The sequence below is a fragment of the Bradyrhizobium sp. Leo78 genome (assembly GCF_059512425.1).
Genome location: NZ_JCAMOT010000003.1, coordinates 319,996 through 337,773 on the forward strand (window position 1 = coordinate 319,996; position 17,778 = coordinate 337,773).

17 protein-coding genes are annotated in these 17,778 nt (G+C 61.5%); 8 read left to right on the plus strand and 9 right to left on the minus strand.

Going from position 1 to position 17,778, the window contains the following annotated elements:
• Window positions 1-487 precede the first annotated feature (487 nt).
• Genes AC5ZG1_RS06190 through AC5ZG1_RS06215 form a run of 6 tightly spaced genes read left to right on the plus strand, consistent with a single transcriptional unit; the run spans window position 488 to window position 7,540 of the window.
• Window positions 488-1,144, plus strand: coding sequence for a cytochrome c3 family protein (locus AC5ZG1_RS06190; RefSeq protein WP_496132279.1), 657 nt, complete (start codon window positions 488-490; stop codon window positions 1,142-1,144).
• Window positions 1,141-4,038 carry a TAT-variant-translocated molybdopterin oxidoreductase gene (locus AC5ZG1_RS06195; RefSeq protein WP_496132280.1) on the plus strand — a complete coding sequence of 966 codons (2,898 nt, stop codon included), beginning with the start codon at window positions 1,141-1,143 and terminating at the stop codon, window positions 4,036-4,038. The genes AC5ZG1_RS06190 and AC5ZG1_RS06195 overlap by 4 nt, the downstream gene beginning before the upstream one ends.
• Complete coding sequence (nrfD, locus tag AC5ZG1_RS06200) at window positions 4,035-5,393, plus strand: NrfD/PsrC family molybdoenzyme membrane anchor subunit (protein WP_474419403.1); 1,359 nt, start codon at window positions 4,035-4,037, stop codon at window positions 5,391-5,393. The genes AC5ZG1_RS06195 and nrfD overlap by 4 nt, the downstream gene beginning before the upstream one ends.
• Entirely contained in the window at window positions 5,386-5,916 is a 531-nt protein-coding gene (locus tag AC5ZG1_RS06205) for a DUF3341 domain-containing protein (protein WP_474419404.1), read from the plus strand. The genes nrfD and AC5ZG1_RS06205 overlap by 8 nt, the downstream gene beginning before the upstream one ends.
• A complete protein-coding gene (locus tag AC5ZG1_RS06210) occupies window positions 5,913-6,440 on the plus strand; it encodes a c-type cytochrome (RefSeq protein WP_474419405.1) in 528 nt (175 codons plus the stop codon). The genes AC5ZG1_RS06205 and AC5ZG1_RS06210 overlap by 4 nt, the downstream gene beginning before the upstream one ends.
• Window positions 6,437-7,540, plus strand: coding sequence for a hypothetical protein (locus AC5ZG1_RS06215; RefSeq protein WP_474419406.1), 1,104 nt, complete (start codon window positions 6,437-6,439; stop codon window positions 7,538-7,540). Before AC5ZG1_RS06210 ends, AC5ZG1_RS06215 begins: the two co-directional genes overlap by 4 nt.
• Here the strand turns inward: AC5ZG1_RS06215 and AC5ZG1_RS06220 are convergent.
• The 5 genes from AC5ZG1_RS06220 to AC5ZG1_RS06240 all read right to left on the minus strand — a co-directional run bounded on the left by AC5ZG1_RS06220 (window position 7,476) and on the right by AC5ZG1_RS06240 (window position 10,524).
• Window positions 7,476-8,264 (minus strand): SCO family protein, encoded by a 789-nt coding sequence (locus AC5ZG1_RS06220; RefSeq protein WP_496132281.1) that lies wholly within the window; start codon window positions 8,262-8,264, stop codon window positions 7,476-7,478. The two genes, AC5ZG1_RS06215 and AC5ZG1_RS06220, sit on opposite strands and share 65 nt — an antisense overlap.
• A gap of 133 nt (window positions 8,265-8,397) precedes the next feature.
• On the minus strand, window positions 8,398-8,952 hold the full coding sequence (locus AC5ZG1_RS06225; protein ID WP_130225747.1) for a DUF4142 domain-containing protein: 555 nt from the start codon (window positions 8,950-8,952) through the stop codon (window positions 8,398-8,400).
• 147 nt (window positions 8,953-9,099) lie between these two features.
• Complete coding sequence (locus tag AC5ZG1_RS06230) at window positions 9,100-9,990, minus strand: hypothetical protein (protein ID WP_496132282.1); 891 nt, start codon at window positions 9,988-9,990, stop codon at window positions 9,100-9,102.
• Between the two features lie 11 nt (window positions 9,991-10,001).
• Window positions 10,002-10,271: a hypothetical protein gene (locus AC5ZG1_RS06235; RefSeq protein ID WP_456642133.1), complete on the minus strand. Its 270-nt coding sequence runs from the start codon at window positions 10,269-10,271 to the stop codon at window positions 10,002-10,004.
• Between the two features lie 28 nt (window positions 10,272-10,299).
• The gene (locus AC5ZG1_RS06240) at window positions 10,300-10,524 is read right to left on the minus strand and encodes a hypothetical protein (protein WP_456642132.1); all 225 of its coding nucleotides are present in this window, start codon (window positions 10,522-10,524) and stop codon (window positions 10,300-10,302) included.
• Window positions 10,525-10,993: 469 nt separating this feature from the next.
• Between AC5ZG1_RS06240 and AC5ZG1_RS06245 the strand changes: the two genes are divergently transcribed.
• A complete protein-coding gene (locus AC5ZG1_RS06245) occupies window positions 10,994-11,257 on the plus strand; it encodes a hypothetical protein (RefSeq protein ID WP_051396543.1) in 264 nt (87 codons plus the stop codon).
• A 452-nt stretch (window positions 11,258-11,709) separates the two neighbouring features.
• Here the strand turns inward: AC5ZG1_RS06245 and AC5ZG1_RS06250 are convergent, their stop codons facing one another.
• The 3 genes from AC5ZG1_RS06250 to AC5ZG1_RS06260 all read right to left on the minus strand — a co-directional run bounded on the left by AC5ZG1_RS06250 (window position 11,710) and on the right by AC5ZG1_RS06260 (window position 13,634).
• Window positions 11,710-12,225 (minus strand): inorganic diphosphatase, encoded by a 516-nt coding sequence (locus tag AC5ZG1_RS06250; protein WP_028162302.1) that lies wholly within the window; start codon window positions 12,223-12,225, stop codon window positions 11,710-11,712.
• Between the two features lie 155 nt (window positions 12,226-12,380).
• Window positions 12,381-13,007 (minus strand): cysteine hydrolase family protein, encoded by a 627-nt coding sequence (locus AC5ZG1_RS06255; RefSeq protein WP_496132283.1) that lies wholly within the window; start codon window positions 13,005-13,007, stop codon window positions 12,381-12,383.
• An 84-nt stretch (window positions 13,008-13,091) separates the two neighbouring features.
• Window positions 13,092-13,634: a YciE/YciF ferroxidase family protein gene (locus AC5ZG1_RS06260; protein WP_028162304.1), complete on the minus strand. Its 543-nt coding sequence runs from the start codon at window positions 13,632-13,634 to the stop codon at window positions 13,092-13,094.
• Window positions 13,635-14,381: 747 nt separating this feature from the next.
• Between AC5ZG1_RS06260 and AC5ZG1_RS06265 the strand changes: the two genes are divergently transcribed.
• Entirely contained in the window at window positions 14,382-16,250 is a 1,869-nt protein-coding gene (locus tag AC5ZG1_RS06265; protein ID WP_496132284.1) for a dihydroxy-acid dehydratase domain-containing protein, read from the plus strand.
• Window positions 16,251-16,612: 362 nt separating this feature from the next.
• Here the strand turns inward: AC5ZG1_RS06265 and AC5ZG1_RS06270 are convergent, their stop codons facing one another.
• Window positions 16,613-17,134: an IS91 family transposase gene (locus AC5ZG1_RS06270; RefSeq protein WP_456642197.1), complete on the minus strand. Its 522-nt coding sequence runs from the start codon at window positions 17,132-17,134 to the stop codon at window positions 16,613-16,615.
• Between the last annotated feature and the right edge of the window lie 644 nt (window positions 17,135-17,778).

Genomic DNA, 17,778 nt, shown 5'->3' on the forward strand with positions numbered 1-17,778 from the left:
TGCAAGCGAATAATCATGGCTTTGGCCAACCGGGAAGCCCACGTTTCGAGAGAACTTCCATGGCGCGGGAAACGGGAAGCCGAACGATCCCCCGATTGCGATCGACCCAGCCATACGTCTCGGCGATTTGATCATTGGCGCGCCGGACGATCTGAAGTTCCTCGCCGGGTGCGATTTCGAGCGGGGGCGCGTCCGAGCTGAGCGCGGGGCGGGCGTTCGAGGTGACGTGTCGCATCGACGCCGGAAAAGCGAGAGGCATCATCAGCGGTACCGCAACAACAAAGGCCGCGAGGCCAGCCGCAATGCATGCGATCGCTCTGCTGCTCATGTCGGATCGCTCGTAATCGAAGCTGGCTTGCGCATCCATTTTCCGGCCCTCGAGCGTGGCATGACAATTCCGGCGAGCGACCGCAGTTCCAATTTAGGAACGATTCCGACGCACATGGATTGATCGCGCGTGGAGCGTTCGTAAGCGGGTCAGGGCCGGATGACCCAGATCTTTTCTCCCGTTGCCGATACTTGGCTACGGCTGTTTTTGCTCGGATCTGTAGCGGTTCTTGCCGGCGGGACGGTGGGCATCATCGGCTTTGCGCGTTCCGCTTACATTACCTCGACTGAAGTCCGCCCCGCCCAGCCGGTACCGTTCAGCCATCGCCATCATGCGGGCGAGCTCGGTATCGATTGCCGCTACTGTCACAGCGGGGTTGAGACCGGTCCGCAAGCTGGATTGCCGCCCACTGAAACCTGCATGACCTGTCATTCGGAGATATGGACCAACTCGACCATGCTTGCGCCCGTGCGGCAGAGTCTTGCGAGCAACACGCCGATCCAATGGACGCGTGTTGCCAAGCTGCCGGACTACGTCTTCTTCCGTCATGACGTCCACATCGCCAAAGGTGTGGGCTGCGTGAGCTGCCATGGCCGCATCGACAAGATGGCGCTCACCTATCGCGAGAACTCCTTCACCATGGATTTTTGTCTCGATTGCCACCGTGATCCGGTACTGCAGCTGCGCCCGCAGGATCGCATCGCGGACATGACCTGGAAACCGTCCGCGGACGCGCGCGCAGCCGGCGCTGCGATCGCCGCGCGCGAAGGCGTTCGCCTCGGCGAGCTCACCCATTGCTATGTGTGCCACCGATGACCCGCAACCGACCACAACAGCCACCTGGCGCGGGCGCGAGCGGCGGGCGCCTTTGGTCCGGAATCGAAGAGCTGGCCGACGACCCCGCCTTTCAGGCGTTCCTTGACGCTGAATATCCGGCGGCAGCGGATTTCTCCCCAACGGCGCGGCGCGAGTTCCTCAAATTGATGGGGGCGTCCTTTGCGCTGGCGGGGCTTGCTGGCTGCGAGAAGAGCCCGTTCGTGGCGGCGCTGCCTTACGTCAATCAGCCGGACAATGAGACAATCGGCCTGCCACGCTACTATGCAACGGCGGTCATGCTTGATGGCTTCGCGCAGCCGGTCGTTGCGACGACCTTCGCGGGCCGTCCAACCAAGCTTGACGGCAATCCAGACCATCCGATGACGCAAGGCCGCAGTGATGTCTTCATGCAGGCGGCCGTGCTCGGTCTTTACGATCCGGACCGCGCTCAAGGGCCTTCGCGTCGGGGAGAGCCCGCGTCCTGGAAGGAGGTCGAGGCTGCGGTCGTCGCGCTCAGAAGCGGATGGGCGGCAGCGCAGGGCGACGGGTTGCGACTGCTGACGTCGCCGATCACGTCGCCGACCTTGCTCCGCCAGATCGACGCGCTGATAGGGCAGTTTCCGAAGGCGCGCGTGCATCTCCATGATGCGACGGGAATTGCATCGCGGCGCGATCTCACCATGGCCGCCTATGGACAACCACTCGATCTGCATTACCAGCTCGACGCGTGCGACATCGTCATCAGCTTCGACGATGACTTTCTCGGACCGGGACCAAACCAGGTGCGCAATGCCCATGGCTGGTCGACGGCGCGGCGACGCTTCGCCGATCGGCCGGGGCTAAAGCTGCACATGGCGGAAAGCGTGCCTTCGGCAACGGGAGCGATAGCCGGGGCGCGGCTGATTGCCGATTCGTCGCGCATGCCGCTACTTGCCCAGGCGCTCGCCAGGGAGCTCGGCATCGCCACTGCAGCCCTGCCCGACCTGACATCGGAGGAGCAGAGTTGGATCAAACGCGCGGCCGCTGCCTGTCTGGGCGCAAAGGACCGCGCGCTCGTGGTTTCCAGTCCTTTCGGCGAAGCGGTGACGGCTGGCTGGACGGCGCGCATCAACGACCATCTGAACAGCGCGGGCCGGGCGCTGCTGTTGACCGCCCCTGTTTCGGGGCCGGCGAATGCGGGCACGCTCAAGGAATTGGTCGCCGATATCAGTGCCGGTCGCGTGGATTCGCTTGTCATTGTCGATGCCAATCCAGTCTACAGCGCTCCCGCCGCGCTCGGCTTTGCGGATGGGTTGCGGCAGGTGCGGACATCGCTGCATCTCGGTCTGCAACGCGACGAGAGCGGCGCACTCTGCGAATGGCAATTGCCGCTGACGCATGCGCTGGAGAGCTGGAGCGATGGCCGCGCGGTCGACGGCACGGCAACCATCATCCAGCCGACGGTCACGCCATTCTACGACGTTCGCAGCGCGCACCAGATTTTTGGCATGATGCTCGGAGAGATGAATCCTGCCGCAGATAGTGCGGTGCGCGAGACGTGGCGGTCGATCTTGTCGGATAATTTCGATGTACGCTGGCGACGCGCGTTGCGCGACGGCTTCGTCGAAGGGGCGGCTAACCCGGTGGAGGCGAAGCCGACCGCCGCCGCCGATCTGCCCACAACAGCCACCGCGAAAGGGCTGGACGTGGTGTTCCGGCCAGATCCGACCGTGTGGGACGGCACGTTCGCCAATATCGGCTGGTTGCAGGAACTGCCAAAGCCGCTGACCACGCTAACGTGGGGCAATGTCGTTGCGATCAACGCAGCGCTCGCCAAACGGCTCGTCGCCTCAAACGGCGACCGGGTCGAGGTGACGATCGGAAATCGCCATGTCACAGGCCCGGTCTGGATCATGCCAGGCCAGGCGGAGAATACGATCGCTCTCTACCTCGGCCATGGCCGGACGGGAGCAGGGCGCGTCGGCAACGGAGTTGGGTATGACGCCTATCGCGCGAGGCCGCCCGACCAGCTTTGGTTGGCGAAAGCCAGCCTACGCAAAGTTGGGAGCGCCGAGACGCTGGCAGTGACTCAGATGCATCATCGCATGGAGGGCTTTGATTTTGTTCGCGAGGTCAGCGCGAGCCGTCCCGGGTCGAAACGCGCGGAGGCCGAACCAAGTATTTATCCGTCCTGGCCTTCTGCGAGAAATGCCTGGGGCATGGTGATCGACCTCGATGTCTGCATCGGCTGCAATGCCTGCGTCGCGGCCTGTACGGCGGAGAACAACATTCCGGTGGTCGGCAAGGAGCAAGTCGAGGCCGGGCGTGAAATGCATTGGATCAGGGTGGCACGCTACTACGAAGGCGAGATCGAGCGACCGAGAAGTTTTTTTCAGCCGGTGCCATGCATGCATTGCGAGCAGGCCCCCTGCGAAATGGGATGTCCTGTGCACGCCACGACGCACAGTCCCGAGGGCGTCAATCAGATGGTCTACAATCGCTGCATCGGCACGCGCACTTGTTCGAGCTTTTGTCCCTACAAGGTCCGCCGATTTAACTTCTATGATTATCGCGCGCCGCCGGATTCACCTGTTCACGCGGCCCACAATCCGGAGGTCACGGTCCGGTCCCGTGGGGTGATGGAGAAGTGCACCTATTGCACGCAGCGGATCGAGGCAGCCCATGCTGCGGCCGACAAGGAGAACCGCCCCTTGCGGGATGGTGACGTTGTCACCGCCTGCCAGCAAGCCTGCCCCACCAGGGCGATTGTCTTTGGCGACATCAACGATCCAGAATCCGAGGTGTCGCGGGCGCGGCGCGAGGGGCGCAACTACACGCTGCTTGAGGAATTGGGTACGCGGCCGCGCACCAGCTATCTGGCGCGCTTCCGTGACGGTGGAGACGACCAGGGATGACCGATAAATCGGCCGATATCCTGCCCATCCGCCAGAGCATGGGCGGCATCACCGAACAGCTCGCTGGGATCCCCCTGCATTTCCCGGTCGAGCGGCGCTGGCTGATTGCGATGATTTTCGCGAGCTTGCTGCTGCTTCTGCTGGTGGTCTCGGCAACAGAGCTGTTCACGGTTGGCGTCGGCATCTGGGGCATCAATATCCCCGTCAACTGGGCGTTTGCGATCCACAATTACGTCTGGTGGCTCGGCATCGGTCACGCCGGTACGCTGATCTCGGCCCTGCTGCTGCTCACCGGCAGCGAGTGGCGTAACTCGCTCAATCGGTTCGCTGAAACCATGACGCTGTTCGCGGTGGTCTGCGCTGGTATCTATCCCGTCCTGCATCTCGGGCGCCCCTGGTACGTCTATTGGATGTTCCCCTATCCGGCGACCATGCACATCTGGCCGCAATTCCGCAGTCCGCTGGAATGGGACATCTGGGCGGTGCTGACCTATCTCACGGTGTCGCTTGCGTTCTGGTACGCCGGCCTCATTCCCGACCTCGCCGCCGCGCGCGACCGCGCCACAAGGCGCGGCTGGCAGATCTTCTTCGGCATCACCTCGCTCGGCTGGCGCGGCTCGGCTTCACACTGGGCGCGCTGGCAGCAGGCCTATCGCATCACCGCGGCGCTCGCCGTTCCGCTCGTCGTCTCCGTGCATAGCGAGGTTTCGCTGCTGTTTGCCTCGGGTCAGATTCCCGGCTGGCATTCGACCCTGTTTCCACCGTACTTCGTGCTCGGCGCGGCATTCTCGGGCTTTGCCGTCGTCTCGATCATTGCGGTGTCACTGCGCACCTGGTTCGGTTTGGGTAACCTCGTGACCGAGGACCATCTCGACGTGCTCGGGAAGGTCCTGCTCGCAACCGGTCTCATGACCGGCTACGGTTACGTGTTCGAGGTGTTCGATGTGCTGTATTCCGGCAACGCCCACGACATGCAGACGTTGCTGGATCGGATAGGCGGCGCCTATGCCTGGACCTATTGGGGCGCGATTGTCTTCAACTTTATTCCTCTGCAATTGTTGTGGTGGAGAGGCGTGCGCCGGCGCGGCTGGTCGCTGCTCCTGATCTCTGTTTCGGTCGCGGTGGGAATGTGGTTGGAGCGCTACATGATTCTCGTGACCAGTCTCTATCGTGATTTTCTCGTCTCATCCTGGAGCCACTTCACTCCGACATTTTGGGATTGGTCGACCTATGTCGGCACCATCGGGTTGTTTCTGGTGCCGTTCCTCATCGCGATCCGGTTGATACCGGCGATCTCGATCTTCGAAACCAAGGAACTCCTGCACGAAGAGAAAGAGGAGCAAGCCCATGGCTGATCGCGCCTACGGACTGCTCGCGGAGTTCGAAAACCCGGAAGCGCTGGTCGCGGCAGCGAAAGAGGCGCGGGAGCGGGGCTACCGAAGCCTCGACGCATTCACCCCGTTTCCTGTCGAAGGGCTTGCACAGACCTTGCGCCTTCCTGCGCCAAACATCGGCCTTGTCGGGTTGATTGGCGCATTTTCCGGCGCGGCGGTAGCGCTGCTCATGCAGTGTTACGTCAACTATGATTTTCCCCTCAATGTCGGCGGCCGTCCGGTCTACGCGCTATCGGCGTTTGCGGTGGTGACCTTCGAGCTCACGATCCTGTTTTCCGCGCTCGCGACCATCATCGGCATGCTTGTGCAGAACCGATTGCCGCGGCTCAGCCATCCGGTGTTCGCTGCAAGTCGCATCCATCTCGCCAGCAATGATCGCTTTTTTCTCTGCGTCGGCGGCGACGATCCGAAATTTGACGAGAGCGGCACAAGATCCTTCCTGCGGACGACGGGGGCATTATCGGTGGAACTGGTCCCGTCATGAGGAGCATCGTTCTTGCTATGCTGGGGCTATGCCTCGCCGGCTGCGACCAAAATATGGAAGTGCAGCCGAGCTATCGGGAATATGCGCCGGCGCCGCTGTTTCGTGCGGGCACGCTGCGAAATCCGCCCGCCAACGTCGTAGCGCGCGACGATCTTGAGCGAGACAAGGAGGTCAGGGACAAGCCGGCGCTTACGGATGGGGTGCTCAAGCGTGGCCAGCAACGGTTCGGAATCTTCTGCTCTCCCTGCCACGGCACTGCCGGTGATGGCGATGGCATCATTGTCCGGCGCGGCATGCCGCATCCGACCAGCTATCACGACGAGCGCCTGCGCGCCGCCGACGATCAGTATCTGTTCGACGTGATCACGAATGGCCACGGCGCGATGTATTCCTACGCCGCGCGGGTTCCGCCGCGCGATCGGTGGGCGATCGTCGCCTATATCCGAGTCCTGCAGCTGGCTCGGCACGCCTCGGTCGACGAGGTGCCGCCGGACAGGCGCGACGGCCTGCAGGCGGCACAATGAGAGGCGGGCGCATCGCGTGGGCGGCTGCGATCGTCCTCAGCGCCATCATCCTGATCGCCGGCCTTGTGCTCGATCGCCGCGCCGCGCTCGCCGCCTATCTCGTGGCATGGATCGCGCTCGGCGCGATCGCGATCGGCGCCCTCGGCGTCCTGATGACAAGCTATCTGGTGCGCCGCGCCTGGACCGAGGCGCTGCATCCGGTGCTGGTAGCGGCGACTGCGACGCTTCCGGTCGTCGGAATCTGCCTTGTTCCAGTGCTGATCGGGATGAAGGAGATCTATCCCGCGGCCGCCGATACCAGCACTCTGCCGCCGTTCAAGGCCGCCTATCTTGCGCCGTTGTTCTTTACTTTGCGCAGCGTCATCTACTTCGTGATCTGGTCAGCTTTAGCCGTGTGGCTGCGCAATGCCTGGTCTCATAGCGAGCGCATGACCCGCGCGGCGTCCGCGGGCTTGATCGTGTACGCGCTGACCGTATCGCTCGCCGGCATCGACTGGATGGAATCGCTTGAACCGCACTTCCATTCGTCGGTCTACGGGCTTCTCTACCTCACTCTTGCATTGCTGAACGGCCTTGCCTTCGCGATCGGCTGGAGCATCCTGACAGGACGGCAGATCGGCGGGTGCGCGGGCTACAGCGCGCTGCTGCTCTCGACGATCCTCCTGTGGGGGTATCTGCATGCCATGCAGTACATCGTGATCTGGGCCGGCGACATTCCGGATGAGGTGATCTGGTATCTGAAGCGTTCGGAGAACGGCTGGCAGTTTGCACTGGCTATCCTGGTCGCCGGTCAGTTTGTGCTTCCGTTTTTCGCCCTTCTGAGTGGGCGTGTACGCGCCGATCGGCGCTGGCTTTTGGGATTATGCGGGCTGACGCTGCTGATGCGCGTGCTGGAGGCCGCCATTCTGATCCTGCCCGCGATCGACCACGTCGCGCCGCTAACCGCGGCGGTGATGCTGGCGGCCGCGCTGGTCTTTGTCGGGGCGCTTCTGCTTTGGATGTTTGATGCCATGCTGTGTGAGCGCGCGCGTTGGATCAACGCGACGGTGCAACATGTTCGCGCCGAAGGAGAACCAGGATCAGGGCGGCCAGCCCGATGATCGTCATGAGGGCCGTGCCGGCGAGCAGCCGCCCGACAGCGAGCGTATAGGTGCCACTCACAGGATCGAAGCCGTAATAGATCAGGCCAATGTGATCGGCAACCGACCCAACCTGTCCCCGACCGGCATCGACCAGAGCAAGGCGCAGGCTCGCGGCATCCAGCGCAAGTGCCCAAAGGCCGCGGACGACGCGGCCATCCGGGGTGACCACGAAAGCGGCGAGGGGATGCGCAAACTGATCGTGTTCACTGTCGTAGCGGAAATGCAACCCGAAGGCGTTGGTCAACTCGCGTACAGCAGCGGCGTTCGTGCGCAAGAAGTGACTGTTGCGGACCAACTCCCCGTCGCTACCGATTTGCTCGTGCTTCATTGTTAGCGCATCGGCCACCGAATCCTTCGGATCCAGGCCGACCACCAGGAATCGAAAGTCCGCGCCGGGTTTCAGGCCGCTATTTTTCAGCGCCTCCGCCACGATGGAGATCGTCGATCCGCAGAGGCTCTTGCAGGTGTAGTCGGCAAGCACCCAGACGGATGGCGTCGCGCCCAGCCACTCCCGCAACGGCTTGATGTCTTTTTCGCCTTGCAGGAGCAGCGATAGCGGAAGAGACCCATTCGGCGGTGGCACGGCTTCCACCCCCGCCATTTCACTCACGTTAACGCGCGCCTGCGCCGGGACTCCGGCGAGCAATATCGCAACAGTTGCGATTGCGGCAGCTCGCATCATGAGCACGTCGACCTTTCAGCCAGTGCCTAACGCTGGGTCTTGAACGGGGTTCCATTTGCGGCATTCAACCCGAGGCGGTCATCTCAAATAAAAAGATGCCGGCGGATCTACCGGCATCATTGAGTTTGTGCGTCTACTTGCTGGACTGACCGACGCTCGGTGCCTTGTCGAGCTCTTGGGCCATCTCGAGGTGGTGCTGCAGCGTGGGCAACGTTTTGCCGGCCCAGTCTTTCAGATCGGCATTGTCGCCACCCTTGGCATAGCGTTCGAAAAGCGACACCGCGTCCTTGTGAGCGCTGACCTGGTAGGAATCGTAGTCCGAGCTGAAATCCTTGCCGGATGCATCCTTCAGCTTGTTGAGCTTGCTCTGGTGCGAACTGTCGAGCGCCGCGGGCACCTCGGCCTTGACCTTGCCGCTGGTGACCAGTTGCTTCAGCTCGGCTGAGGTCTTTGAGTGGTCGGTTACCATCCGCTGGGCAAAGGATTGCTCCCGCGCATTGCCCTTTTGTTCGGCGAGCTTGCTCGATTCGATTTCGAACATGTCGCTGATTGCGACCTCCTTGACGAAGTCGGCCGTGGTCGGCGCAACACCCAGCATTGAATTGACGCCGGTCTTCTCGCCGGCGGATTGAGCAAGAGCTGAGCCTGCCAGCAGAACGCAGCCCAGCACGATGATTGCACGCGTCATGATTTTTGTCCTTCCGGATTTCAGTGGCGCCATGGTTGCAGACTGAAGGTGCCCATCAACCCGCGGAAGAGGCTGTTGTTCCTCAGGGCTGGCTGCGGCAGGGGCGTTTTGATGGTACGGGCTGGGCTGGTCGAGGAGCAGCCGCGCCTATCGCGCGGTGATTCTTGGCTCGAACCTGTCGGCAAAGGCCATCCATTCCGGAAGCGGCGCGCCGTCACGGTGTCGACCGCCAGCAACAGCTGCCGCCCAGGCGCTGACGGCTCCGAGCAGGGCGGCGACCGCCAGTGAAAAGGCCAGGATGATTGTGCTGCGACGCGCATGAGCAATTGCCGTCCTCGAACTCGCAATCGCCTGATCGGTTCGCCGCTCGGCGTCGCCGGCGGAAAGACCCGTAAGTGTCTGGACCTGCTGAATCAGATAGGTTCGGTCATCAGCATTTACCCCGCTGTGGCTCGACGAAGTCATGAGTATCCGGCCGGCTTCGGCACGTTCGACGCTCATATCGACGTTCGGGGGTCGACGTGGTTGGCGGAGAAGCCGATCGAGTTCGTAGCTCAGAAGTGGTTCGGCTGAGGTTCTGTTTCCCATTGCAAACGATGGAGATGAGCGATTGACCGCTGCTGCGCTCACGATCGCCGTCAATCCGGCCCCGATTAGAACCGCGAGTGCCCAAGCCGTCAGGCCATGAAGACCATCGCGCGTTTCCTCCGAATTGGCGGCAGCGCCAAGGTCATTGCGGACAGCGCCAACGTCGCCGCGCGTCCGGCCAGCAATGTAGCCGCCGAGACCGAAACTGACGATCGCCTGCAAAATCAGAAAAAGGCCTGATAATAGCGACAAGGCGGCCGATGCATCTCGCCAAGTTGGTGAAGTCGAGCTGATCCCGAGACCGATAGTGACGCCAAAGGTCAGTAGGGTGAAGGCAAACGCCCCGGCGACTAGCGCGCCTGCGATAATCGGCGTCCAGCGCAGATATCTGGAGTCATCAGGAAACGTCGGCACTCCGTCTTCGACGAGCGTGGCAGCCTCGATCGTCATGGTCGAATCCTTCAGCGCAGACCGAAAAACGAAAGGATGGCCAGGATGACGACGATCAGGCCAACCAGATAGATCAGCTGGTTCATTTCAATCCTCCTAGATCGCTTGATAAGCGCAGGCGGGTTCGGAAAGTTCCTTTCAGACCTGATGATGCGGCGCAAAACGTTCTGTGATGGTTTTTCGTTCGCGGTGATCGCGCTGGAACGTTGCGGGCCGGAAAAGCCGAAAGGCTGCACACCGCTACTGATGCAGCCTGCACCCAGCGGAGCATCAAAGACCATTGTCGATCACAATCCGCCCCGCTGATTTTCAGGCGTCTGGGGATCCTTCTCGTTCGGATGCAACCCGATCGTCATTTGGACTTGGGGAACAGGATGCTACGGCTTCTTCCACTTCCTTGACCAGCGCTCGGTGGTGTTCAGCGAGCTTGGCAAATAATGCTTTCTTCGTCGCATTGGTCGCCAGCTTGCTGATTAACTCGCACTCCTCGGCTTCATTCCGAAGCCTCTCCAGGTGCGCCTGCATGTCTTTCATTTTGGTGTGCCCAAACTTAGAGCTACGTCCAGCTCAGCAGCTTGTTCGATTTGCCGCGCTTGGCGGAGAAGCTTCTCCCGCTCGGCGCCCGGAGACAGATTTCTGGCGCGCGTCCGAGCCCGTTGCGCTGAGCTGATCAGTCGCTCATGCAATGAGCCGATCGGCTTGGACCGATTGCGCTTTCGTTTATTGCTCATATTGAGAGCTTAGCATCGGGCTGCCAGGGAAAATTCAACTATGTAAAGACCCTGCGCAAGGCTGCGATAAAATTGGATTGATTCTCCGACAATGGCGGCCATCCATCGCTGTCCGCTATGCCGCTGACAGCCGATCTGTTCGGGCCCGCAGCCGATCAGGGCTAGTGCCGCTGCAAAGGCTGACCTCACTTAACATGTATGATTGTGCCGCCAGGTCGCGCTGGCACAGGCTATTGCGAGGCGGTCGCTAATGCCGAAGGTAAGGGGAAGAAATGATGCTCAGCGAGGAATTTAGTCAGAAGACGATCGCCGCAATGGACCTTGCGCTGGAGAGGGCATGCAGATTCCTGCCTATCGGACTACCAGAGCATGAAACAAGGAAGTTCGTCGCAGAGAAGATCATTGAATGCGCCAAGAACGGCAACCAAACTCTTGCCGGCCTTACGGAGGTGGGACGCCGCGCGATACATGAGCTGATCGCAAGAAGGAACGAGACCGCTGATGAGATGACTTTGACCCACCCTGATGGCAAATAAGCCATGCATCTTGCTCATCGGGCTGAGGAGGTGTCGCTCAGAAGCCTCAAGCGCACCTGTTCTCGACAGGGGGGAGCGGGTTAGCGTGCCCCGCCCAAAGGGCGAGGCCGACTTTTTGCGCTGCAGCGCAGGTAATTGCCACCAGTTCAATGATGGTGCTGCCCTTGGCTTCGCCACCTCTCGCTGATCAAGCAACTCCTGCCGAGAGGAAGCGGGCTCTGGTGTCGACGCCACGATCGAGCGGGGTGCGGCGCGCCCAGAGCCCGGTTAACATAGGTTGCGACCGTAGTCGGGGACTCGCATAATCTCTGCTCAGTCACGGCCCGGTCGATCGGCGCGCACGCCGCCCCCTTTGGGCCGATGTTCCTCCCGCTGAACTCCCGTGCGCCTAAATTCCGGCGTTTACCCTCGGTCGCGACAGGACATGGCGCGCCTCGACGCTCGCTTTGCCCTTATGTGGACAGCCGCTTGATGGTCTTGACGGCCTGGTTGGGGCCGCGCCAGCCCAGGAACTCAAGCTCCTTTTCCTCAAGCGCATTCGTTGCGAGAAAGAACTGCTGGAGCTCCTGGTGCGCTCGAGAGGGAAGATCGCGGATGTCCTTCAGATCGGTCTCGAGCGGAGTGCGGTCGGGCACCGCGAACAGGCGATCGTTTCTCTCCGTCTTGCTCTTGCCTTTCTGTTCGACTTCGAGAATCCCTATCGGTCTGCACCGCAAGACCACGCCGGGATAGGATTGCGCATCGTGAATCACTAGGACGTCGAGCGGATCACCGTCCTGCGCCTTGGTCGATGGGACAAAGCCCCAATCGTACGGATAGCTGAGACCGGCCATCAGAGGCTTGGCGAGCGTAAAGACGCGCAGCTTCGGATCGAAGTCAAGCTTGCAGGTGCTTCCGCGAGGAGTCTCGATCACTGCAAAGATTTGGTCATCGCCGGCCCAGGTCGGAAGCTTAAAAAGGTTCGTCATCTCATCTTCCTGTTATCTCGCGCGGTCTGGTGCGTCAGGCCCCTGGCCGGGGGGCTGACAAAGCTTGTCGCGCCGACAAACTTATCTGTCTGCTCTTTGAGGACGCCATCAAACCATTCCTTAGCTATCGACCGCCCTCCGTTGGTTTCTCGGCCCTAGCACGGCTGCGCGCCATGCCAGCTCTCAAGAAGCGTCTCCATCGTGATCGTTTCGACCTGCTCTCCGAATCGGTTCATGTAGATATTCATCATCGCGTCGTGGGTCTCGTCAGCCGAACTGCAAAGCGCGTCCTGGACGAGAATGACGCGGAAGCCCCAGTCGACTGCGCCGAGCATGGTGCTCAGAACGCAGACGTCAGTCTCGCCGCCGGTTATGATGACCGTATCTATGTCGGCGCCGCGCAACTGCTCGTGCAGGTCGCTGCCGGTCCATGGCGAATAGACATGCTTATCGAAGACTTTGGCGGGAGGAACAAATGTCGCAAGGTCTGGGACGAGGCCAACCATGTCGGGGCCGATCTGATCGATGGTCATCGACGCCCAGCGCTCATAGTATTGCCGCCACATGCCGACGCCGTGCCCGGGCTTCCGGGCGGGAATGAAGCGGGTAAAGATGGTTCTCTCGGGGTGAGCGGACGTGATCGCGATGATGTTTGGCAAGACGCGTTCAAGCCAGGGCATCTTCCACTCGGTGCCCTCCGCAAACATTCTCTGCATGTCAACGCAGAGGTGAACCGCGCTATCGCCCGGCGCGCCATACCGAAGTGTGTCGCTCTTTGACATGGCAAATCCTGAAAACGGTCCAATCGGCGGGCTGGCTAGTTAGTTCCAATCGCCCGTGATCGCGTGCCAATGCCCCATCGCGCTTTAGGCCGCTTCCGAAACCTCCTCTTCCTCGGCTTCGAGATTGATCACCGAAGTGGCTAGTTCTGTCAGCGCTTGATCGGTCGCCTCTTCCTCGGCAAGGGTGGCCTGCAGCAGCTTCGCCGCATCCGCCATGCCAAGTTCTTCCGCCCAAGTCCGCAGGGTCCCGTAGCGGGAAATTTCGTAGTGCTCTACCGCCTGCGCTGCGGCCAAAAGCCCGGCATCGAGTGCTGGCATTCCCTTGAAGTCGCGCATGATCTCAGCGCCTTCATCGGTGATGCCATTGATGGCCTCGCATGTTTTGCCGCGGGCCGGCTTGCCAAGCATCCGGAAGATCTGATCGAGCCGCTTTACCTGTCCCTGGGTCTCGCGCAGATGTTTGTTGAAGGCGTTCGCAAGCTGCCTTGAGTGCGCTGCTTTCGCCATTTTCGGCAAGGTCTTGATGATCTTGTTTTCGGTAAAATAGATGTCCTTGAGGGTCTCGTGGAAAAGGTCGCTCAGCTTCTTCGGTTGTCGCGTCCGCCGGGATGTCGCTCGCTTGGCCATAACTCCTCCGGTGTAAGTATCTAGAATTTGACACGTCACTTGTCCTACTCGGCCGGTCAACCTGCCGTGTGCTTAAAGGTTCCTAGTACATGGGCTGTTCATCGCGAGCCAAGACAACCAGCGCAGCCCGGTTGAGCCGCGCAAGCCCTCGCGACGACCCGCCGGCGCCAACGCCGCCGACACAGATCCAGATCGAAAGATCCTGGTTCGTTCAGAACGTGATGCAGATTCAGCTCGATATCGAGATAGTTAAAGAGCCAGCTCGGCATGCCGTCGAGCCAAGTCGCGCCAATCTGCAGCGCCATTTCCAGCGGCGTGATTCCAGGCGGCCCACCACAGCAGCATCACACGATCCGAACCACGATCCTGGCCCGCCAGCTTGGCCTGCTCGGTGGCCGTGTCTCCCGATGGTCTAATCTGCCGCATCCAGGTGGCTAACGATGCAGCGGCCGCAGTTAGGTATACCCAAGGTTTATTGTTGTTTGTGACGCGTCATTCAAGTTGATCTTAATTCCGCCGTTCGGAGGCTCGATTCCTCCCGCCCCAGCCGGTCGTTGCTCAACGCAAGACGGTTTAACAATCCTTGTGTCGGCGATCTTCGGGGGGTATGCCCTGGAACGGGCCGACCGCGATCAATCTCGTATTCGGCCCGCCGCCGCTATAGGGAATTTGGTCGTATCCCCGCGCACCGGTGCACCCCGCTATTTGTCGATCAAAAAGAGCCGTTTGCTTGGAAGGAATCTCGCCGTGACAAAATCGAAAGCCGTCATCATCGACCGGCATCCAGGCCGCTCCACCCAAACCATCGGGATTGCGCGAGAGCTTGGCACCGATCCGGATCTGATCCACGAGCCGTCGGTTGGCGTGGTCGGCACCAAAGGCGACAGCCAGTGCTACATGGGCGTGACGGCGAAGGTCGATGCCATCCACGACAGTCTCAAGAGCCGCATTGGCAAGGGCGCGGGCCAGTTGAAGCTGCGCCTGGTCCAGCCGGAATACACGATCGCGACGTCGGACGGCATCCGCAATGGCACCCGCGAAATGCGCTATTCGCTGATCGGGCGTGAAGTCACTCACGATGCGCTCTGTGAGCATCTGAGCGCGACCGGTCTCGCCGGCACCATAGCCGTCGTAGCCTGTGACAAGCCGCCGGTCGGCACGCTGGCCGCTCTCCTCGAGCACAATCAGCCCGCGATCATCATGTCGGATGGGCCGATCCATCCCGGTACCGACCCGAACACCGGCGAGAAACTCGACATCGTCAGCGCCTATCAGGTCGCCGGCAACCCGGACGCCGAGTACCGCGATCACATCGCCTGTCATGCCTGCCCCGGATACGGTAGCTGCGGCGGCATGTTCACCTACAACACCATGCAGACATTCATCGGTGTCGTCGGCATGCAGCCGCTGCACATGGTGGCGCCACCGTCCGACGATCCCCGCCGTCTCAAGGAATTCCCGGACCAGCTGGTCGAGTACCTCGCGCAAATGATCGCGAAGGACCTGAAGCCACGCGACATCGTGGTTCGCGATTCCATCCGAAACGCCGTCATCGTCGCAATGGCGGTCGGCGGTTCGACCAACGTCACCCTGCATGCGCCGGAGATCGCGCGCGCCGCAGGCTTTGCGGACTTCTGGAATGAGGTGATGACGCCGGCCGAGTTCAATCATCTGTCGCAGTATGTCGTTCCGGTCCTCACCGATGCCCGCCCGTACGGCAAGTATTCGATGGTCGACATCGACCAGGTTGGCGGCGTGCAGGTGATCGTGCGCGAATTGCTGGAGGCCGGGCTTCTCAACGGCGACGTGATGACCTGCACGGGCGAAACGCTGGCGCAGCAGGTCAAGCGCCTCGGCACCAAGGCCGTCGATGGCAGCGTGATCTATCCCGTCGCCAAGCCTTATAAGCCGACTGGAGGCCTGCGGGTTCTCGGTGGCAATTTGTCGCCGGAATTCTCGGCGATCCTGAAGCTTGCCGGCGTCGAAGGCGGACTGGAAAACAATCTGTTCCGCGGCAAGGCACGTGTGTTCGAAGGCGAGCAGGACCTGCTTGACGCGCTCGACAAGACGCCCGAGCGATTCCAGAACAACGACATGATCATCGTGCGCTACGAGGGGCCGAGCGGCGCTCCGGGCATGCCGGAGATGCTTGACCCGACCTCGCGCATCACCACGCTGTGTCGCGAGCGGGGAATCGTGGTGGCGCTGATGACCGATGCGCGGTTCTCCGGCGGATCGGTCGGCCTTGTCATCGGCCATGTCGGCCCCGAAGCGGCCCTTGGCGGACCGATCGCCCTCGTTCAGGACGGCGACGAGATCGTCGCGGATTTGAACAAGAACGAGCTCAACTGCACGGAGCTGTCGGATCCTGCCGTTCTCAGGCAGCGCAAAGCCGCATGGGACAAGGTGGTGGCTGATAACGACGGCATCCACCCGAATTGCGGCGACGCGGACACCCGCCTGCTGCACCGCGCACGGCTCACCGCCGTTCCTGCCACCCGCGGCGGCGGCCTGCATCCGAATCGCGAGGTCTGGGTGCGCCAACCGCGCGAAGCAAAGCCGTCGGGTTTTGTGCCGACGAACAAGCACCGGCCGGAGACGAAAAAGGCGTTCTAGGAACGGCGACACGGCGCCCCAGGGCGTCGTGCCCGTGCGGATGCGCGCGGTCGCCAGTATGATGCGCTCGCCCGAAGCGCGTTTGCTGGCGCCGGCGTTCCAAATTCGCCATCAACTGCTCGACGGACGTCCTCGAGTACACCATCATTGATTTCACTGGTGGGCCCGGCGGGACTCGAACCTGCAACCAGACCGTTATAAGCGGCCTATTGGTCAGCTTTGTTGATTTTGCTGCATTTCGTCCGAGTTCGATCGCTATCGTTGCGTTATGTTCTCGCCATTACTGTGCGTAGACGACCCACTCGGTCTTGCGCAGCGGCGCGAGATAAGCCGCGAAAGATTGCGCATCGGCGAGATGGGCGTCATCGCCGAAGAAGCTCAGGGCGAGCGGCGTGGTGCGTGGCGACGAGCTTCTCCAGGAACAGTCGACGGAGCAGGCGGGAGAGCACGCCTACGGGGAGGAAGAACCTCGGCCGACACGACACCCAGCGCAGGCCATCGGGCGAGATGCCGCCACCTGGCACGATCAAGTGCACATGGGGGTGATGTGGGTGAGCGCCGAGCTCCAGGTTTGCAGCACGGAGGTGATGCCGATGCGGGCACCCGGATGCTTGGGATCGGCGGCGATCGTCGGCATGGTCTCGGCCGAGACCTTGAACAGCAGATCGTACGACAGTCTTGTTCTGGTAGACGATGTCGGCGATGGCCGGCAGCGTGAACACCACATGATAGTACGGCACCGGCAAGAAGTCGGCCTCGCGGTCAGCGAGCCAGTCCTTGGCGGCGGCGCCCTGGCGTTTCGGGCAATGCCGGTTGCGGCAGGAGTTGTAGGCGATGGTCGTATAGGCGCAATCCGCGCAGTGCGCGACACGCCTTAGGCTCAGCCGAGCGGCCGGACCTCCCTGAGCTTGGGTGCGACATACTCCAGCAGGCTCATGCCCTCGCTGATCGTCTTGGTGGCAACGCGGGTATAGGGGCTCTCGTACACCGACCAAGACAAGCGTGAAGGTCGCCCTGTCGCTGGCCGCTCCACAAAGCAAGGATCAACGCCACTTTGATCTCGTCGGATGCGACCGCGAGTATGGCGGCTATGTTTTGCTCGGTCCAAAGCTTGTCTTTGCGCCTGCCACGTAAGCCGGCCGCCTCGTTCGCATGCGTTCCTTTGCGAACGACCTGAGCCGCGCCAACGTCGTCCAGGCGTAGTCTGCCTTGCGTGGCGTTGCGGCGAAGGAATCGCGCCGGGTTTTGAATTCACCGCGGGCCCGACGATCCGCCAATGCTGCCAACGGCAGGTCTCCGAACTCGTCTTCGATCAGCTTCATATAGGCGAGGAGAGCTGGTCCCGGGTTGTCTGAACAGAATCTCCGTATCGATAAGTGGAGCCTCTGCCGGGGTTAGGCTGCCGCGCGGAGCGGCAGCGAGGTCAAAGTAGGCTTGATCGGGAGTGCTGCCGTCAAGGCTCGAATGTGGACCGCCTCCAGATCAACGTAGCTGAACAGCTTGCCCGTTCGATTGTCGCCGCCGCACA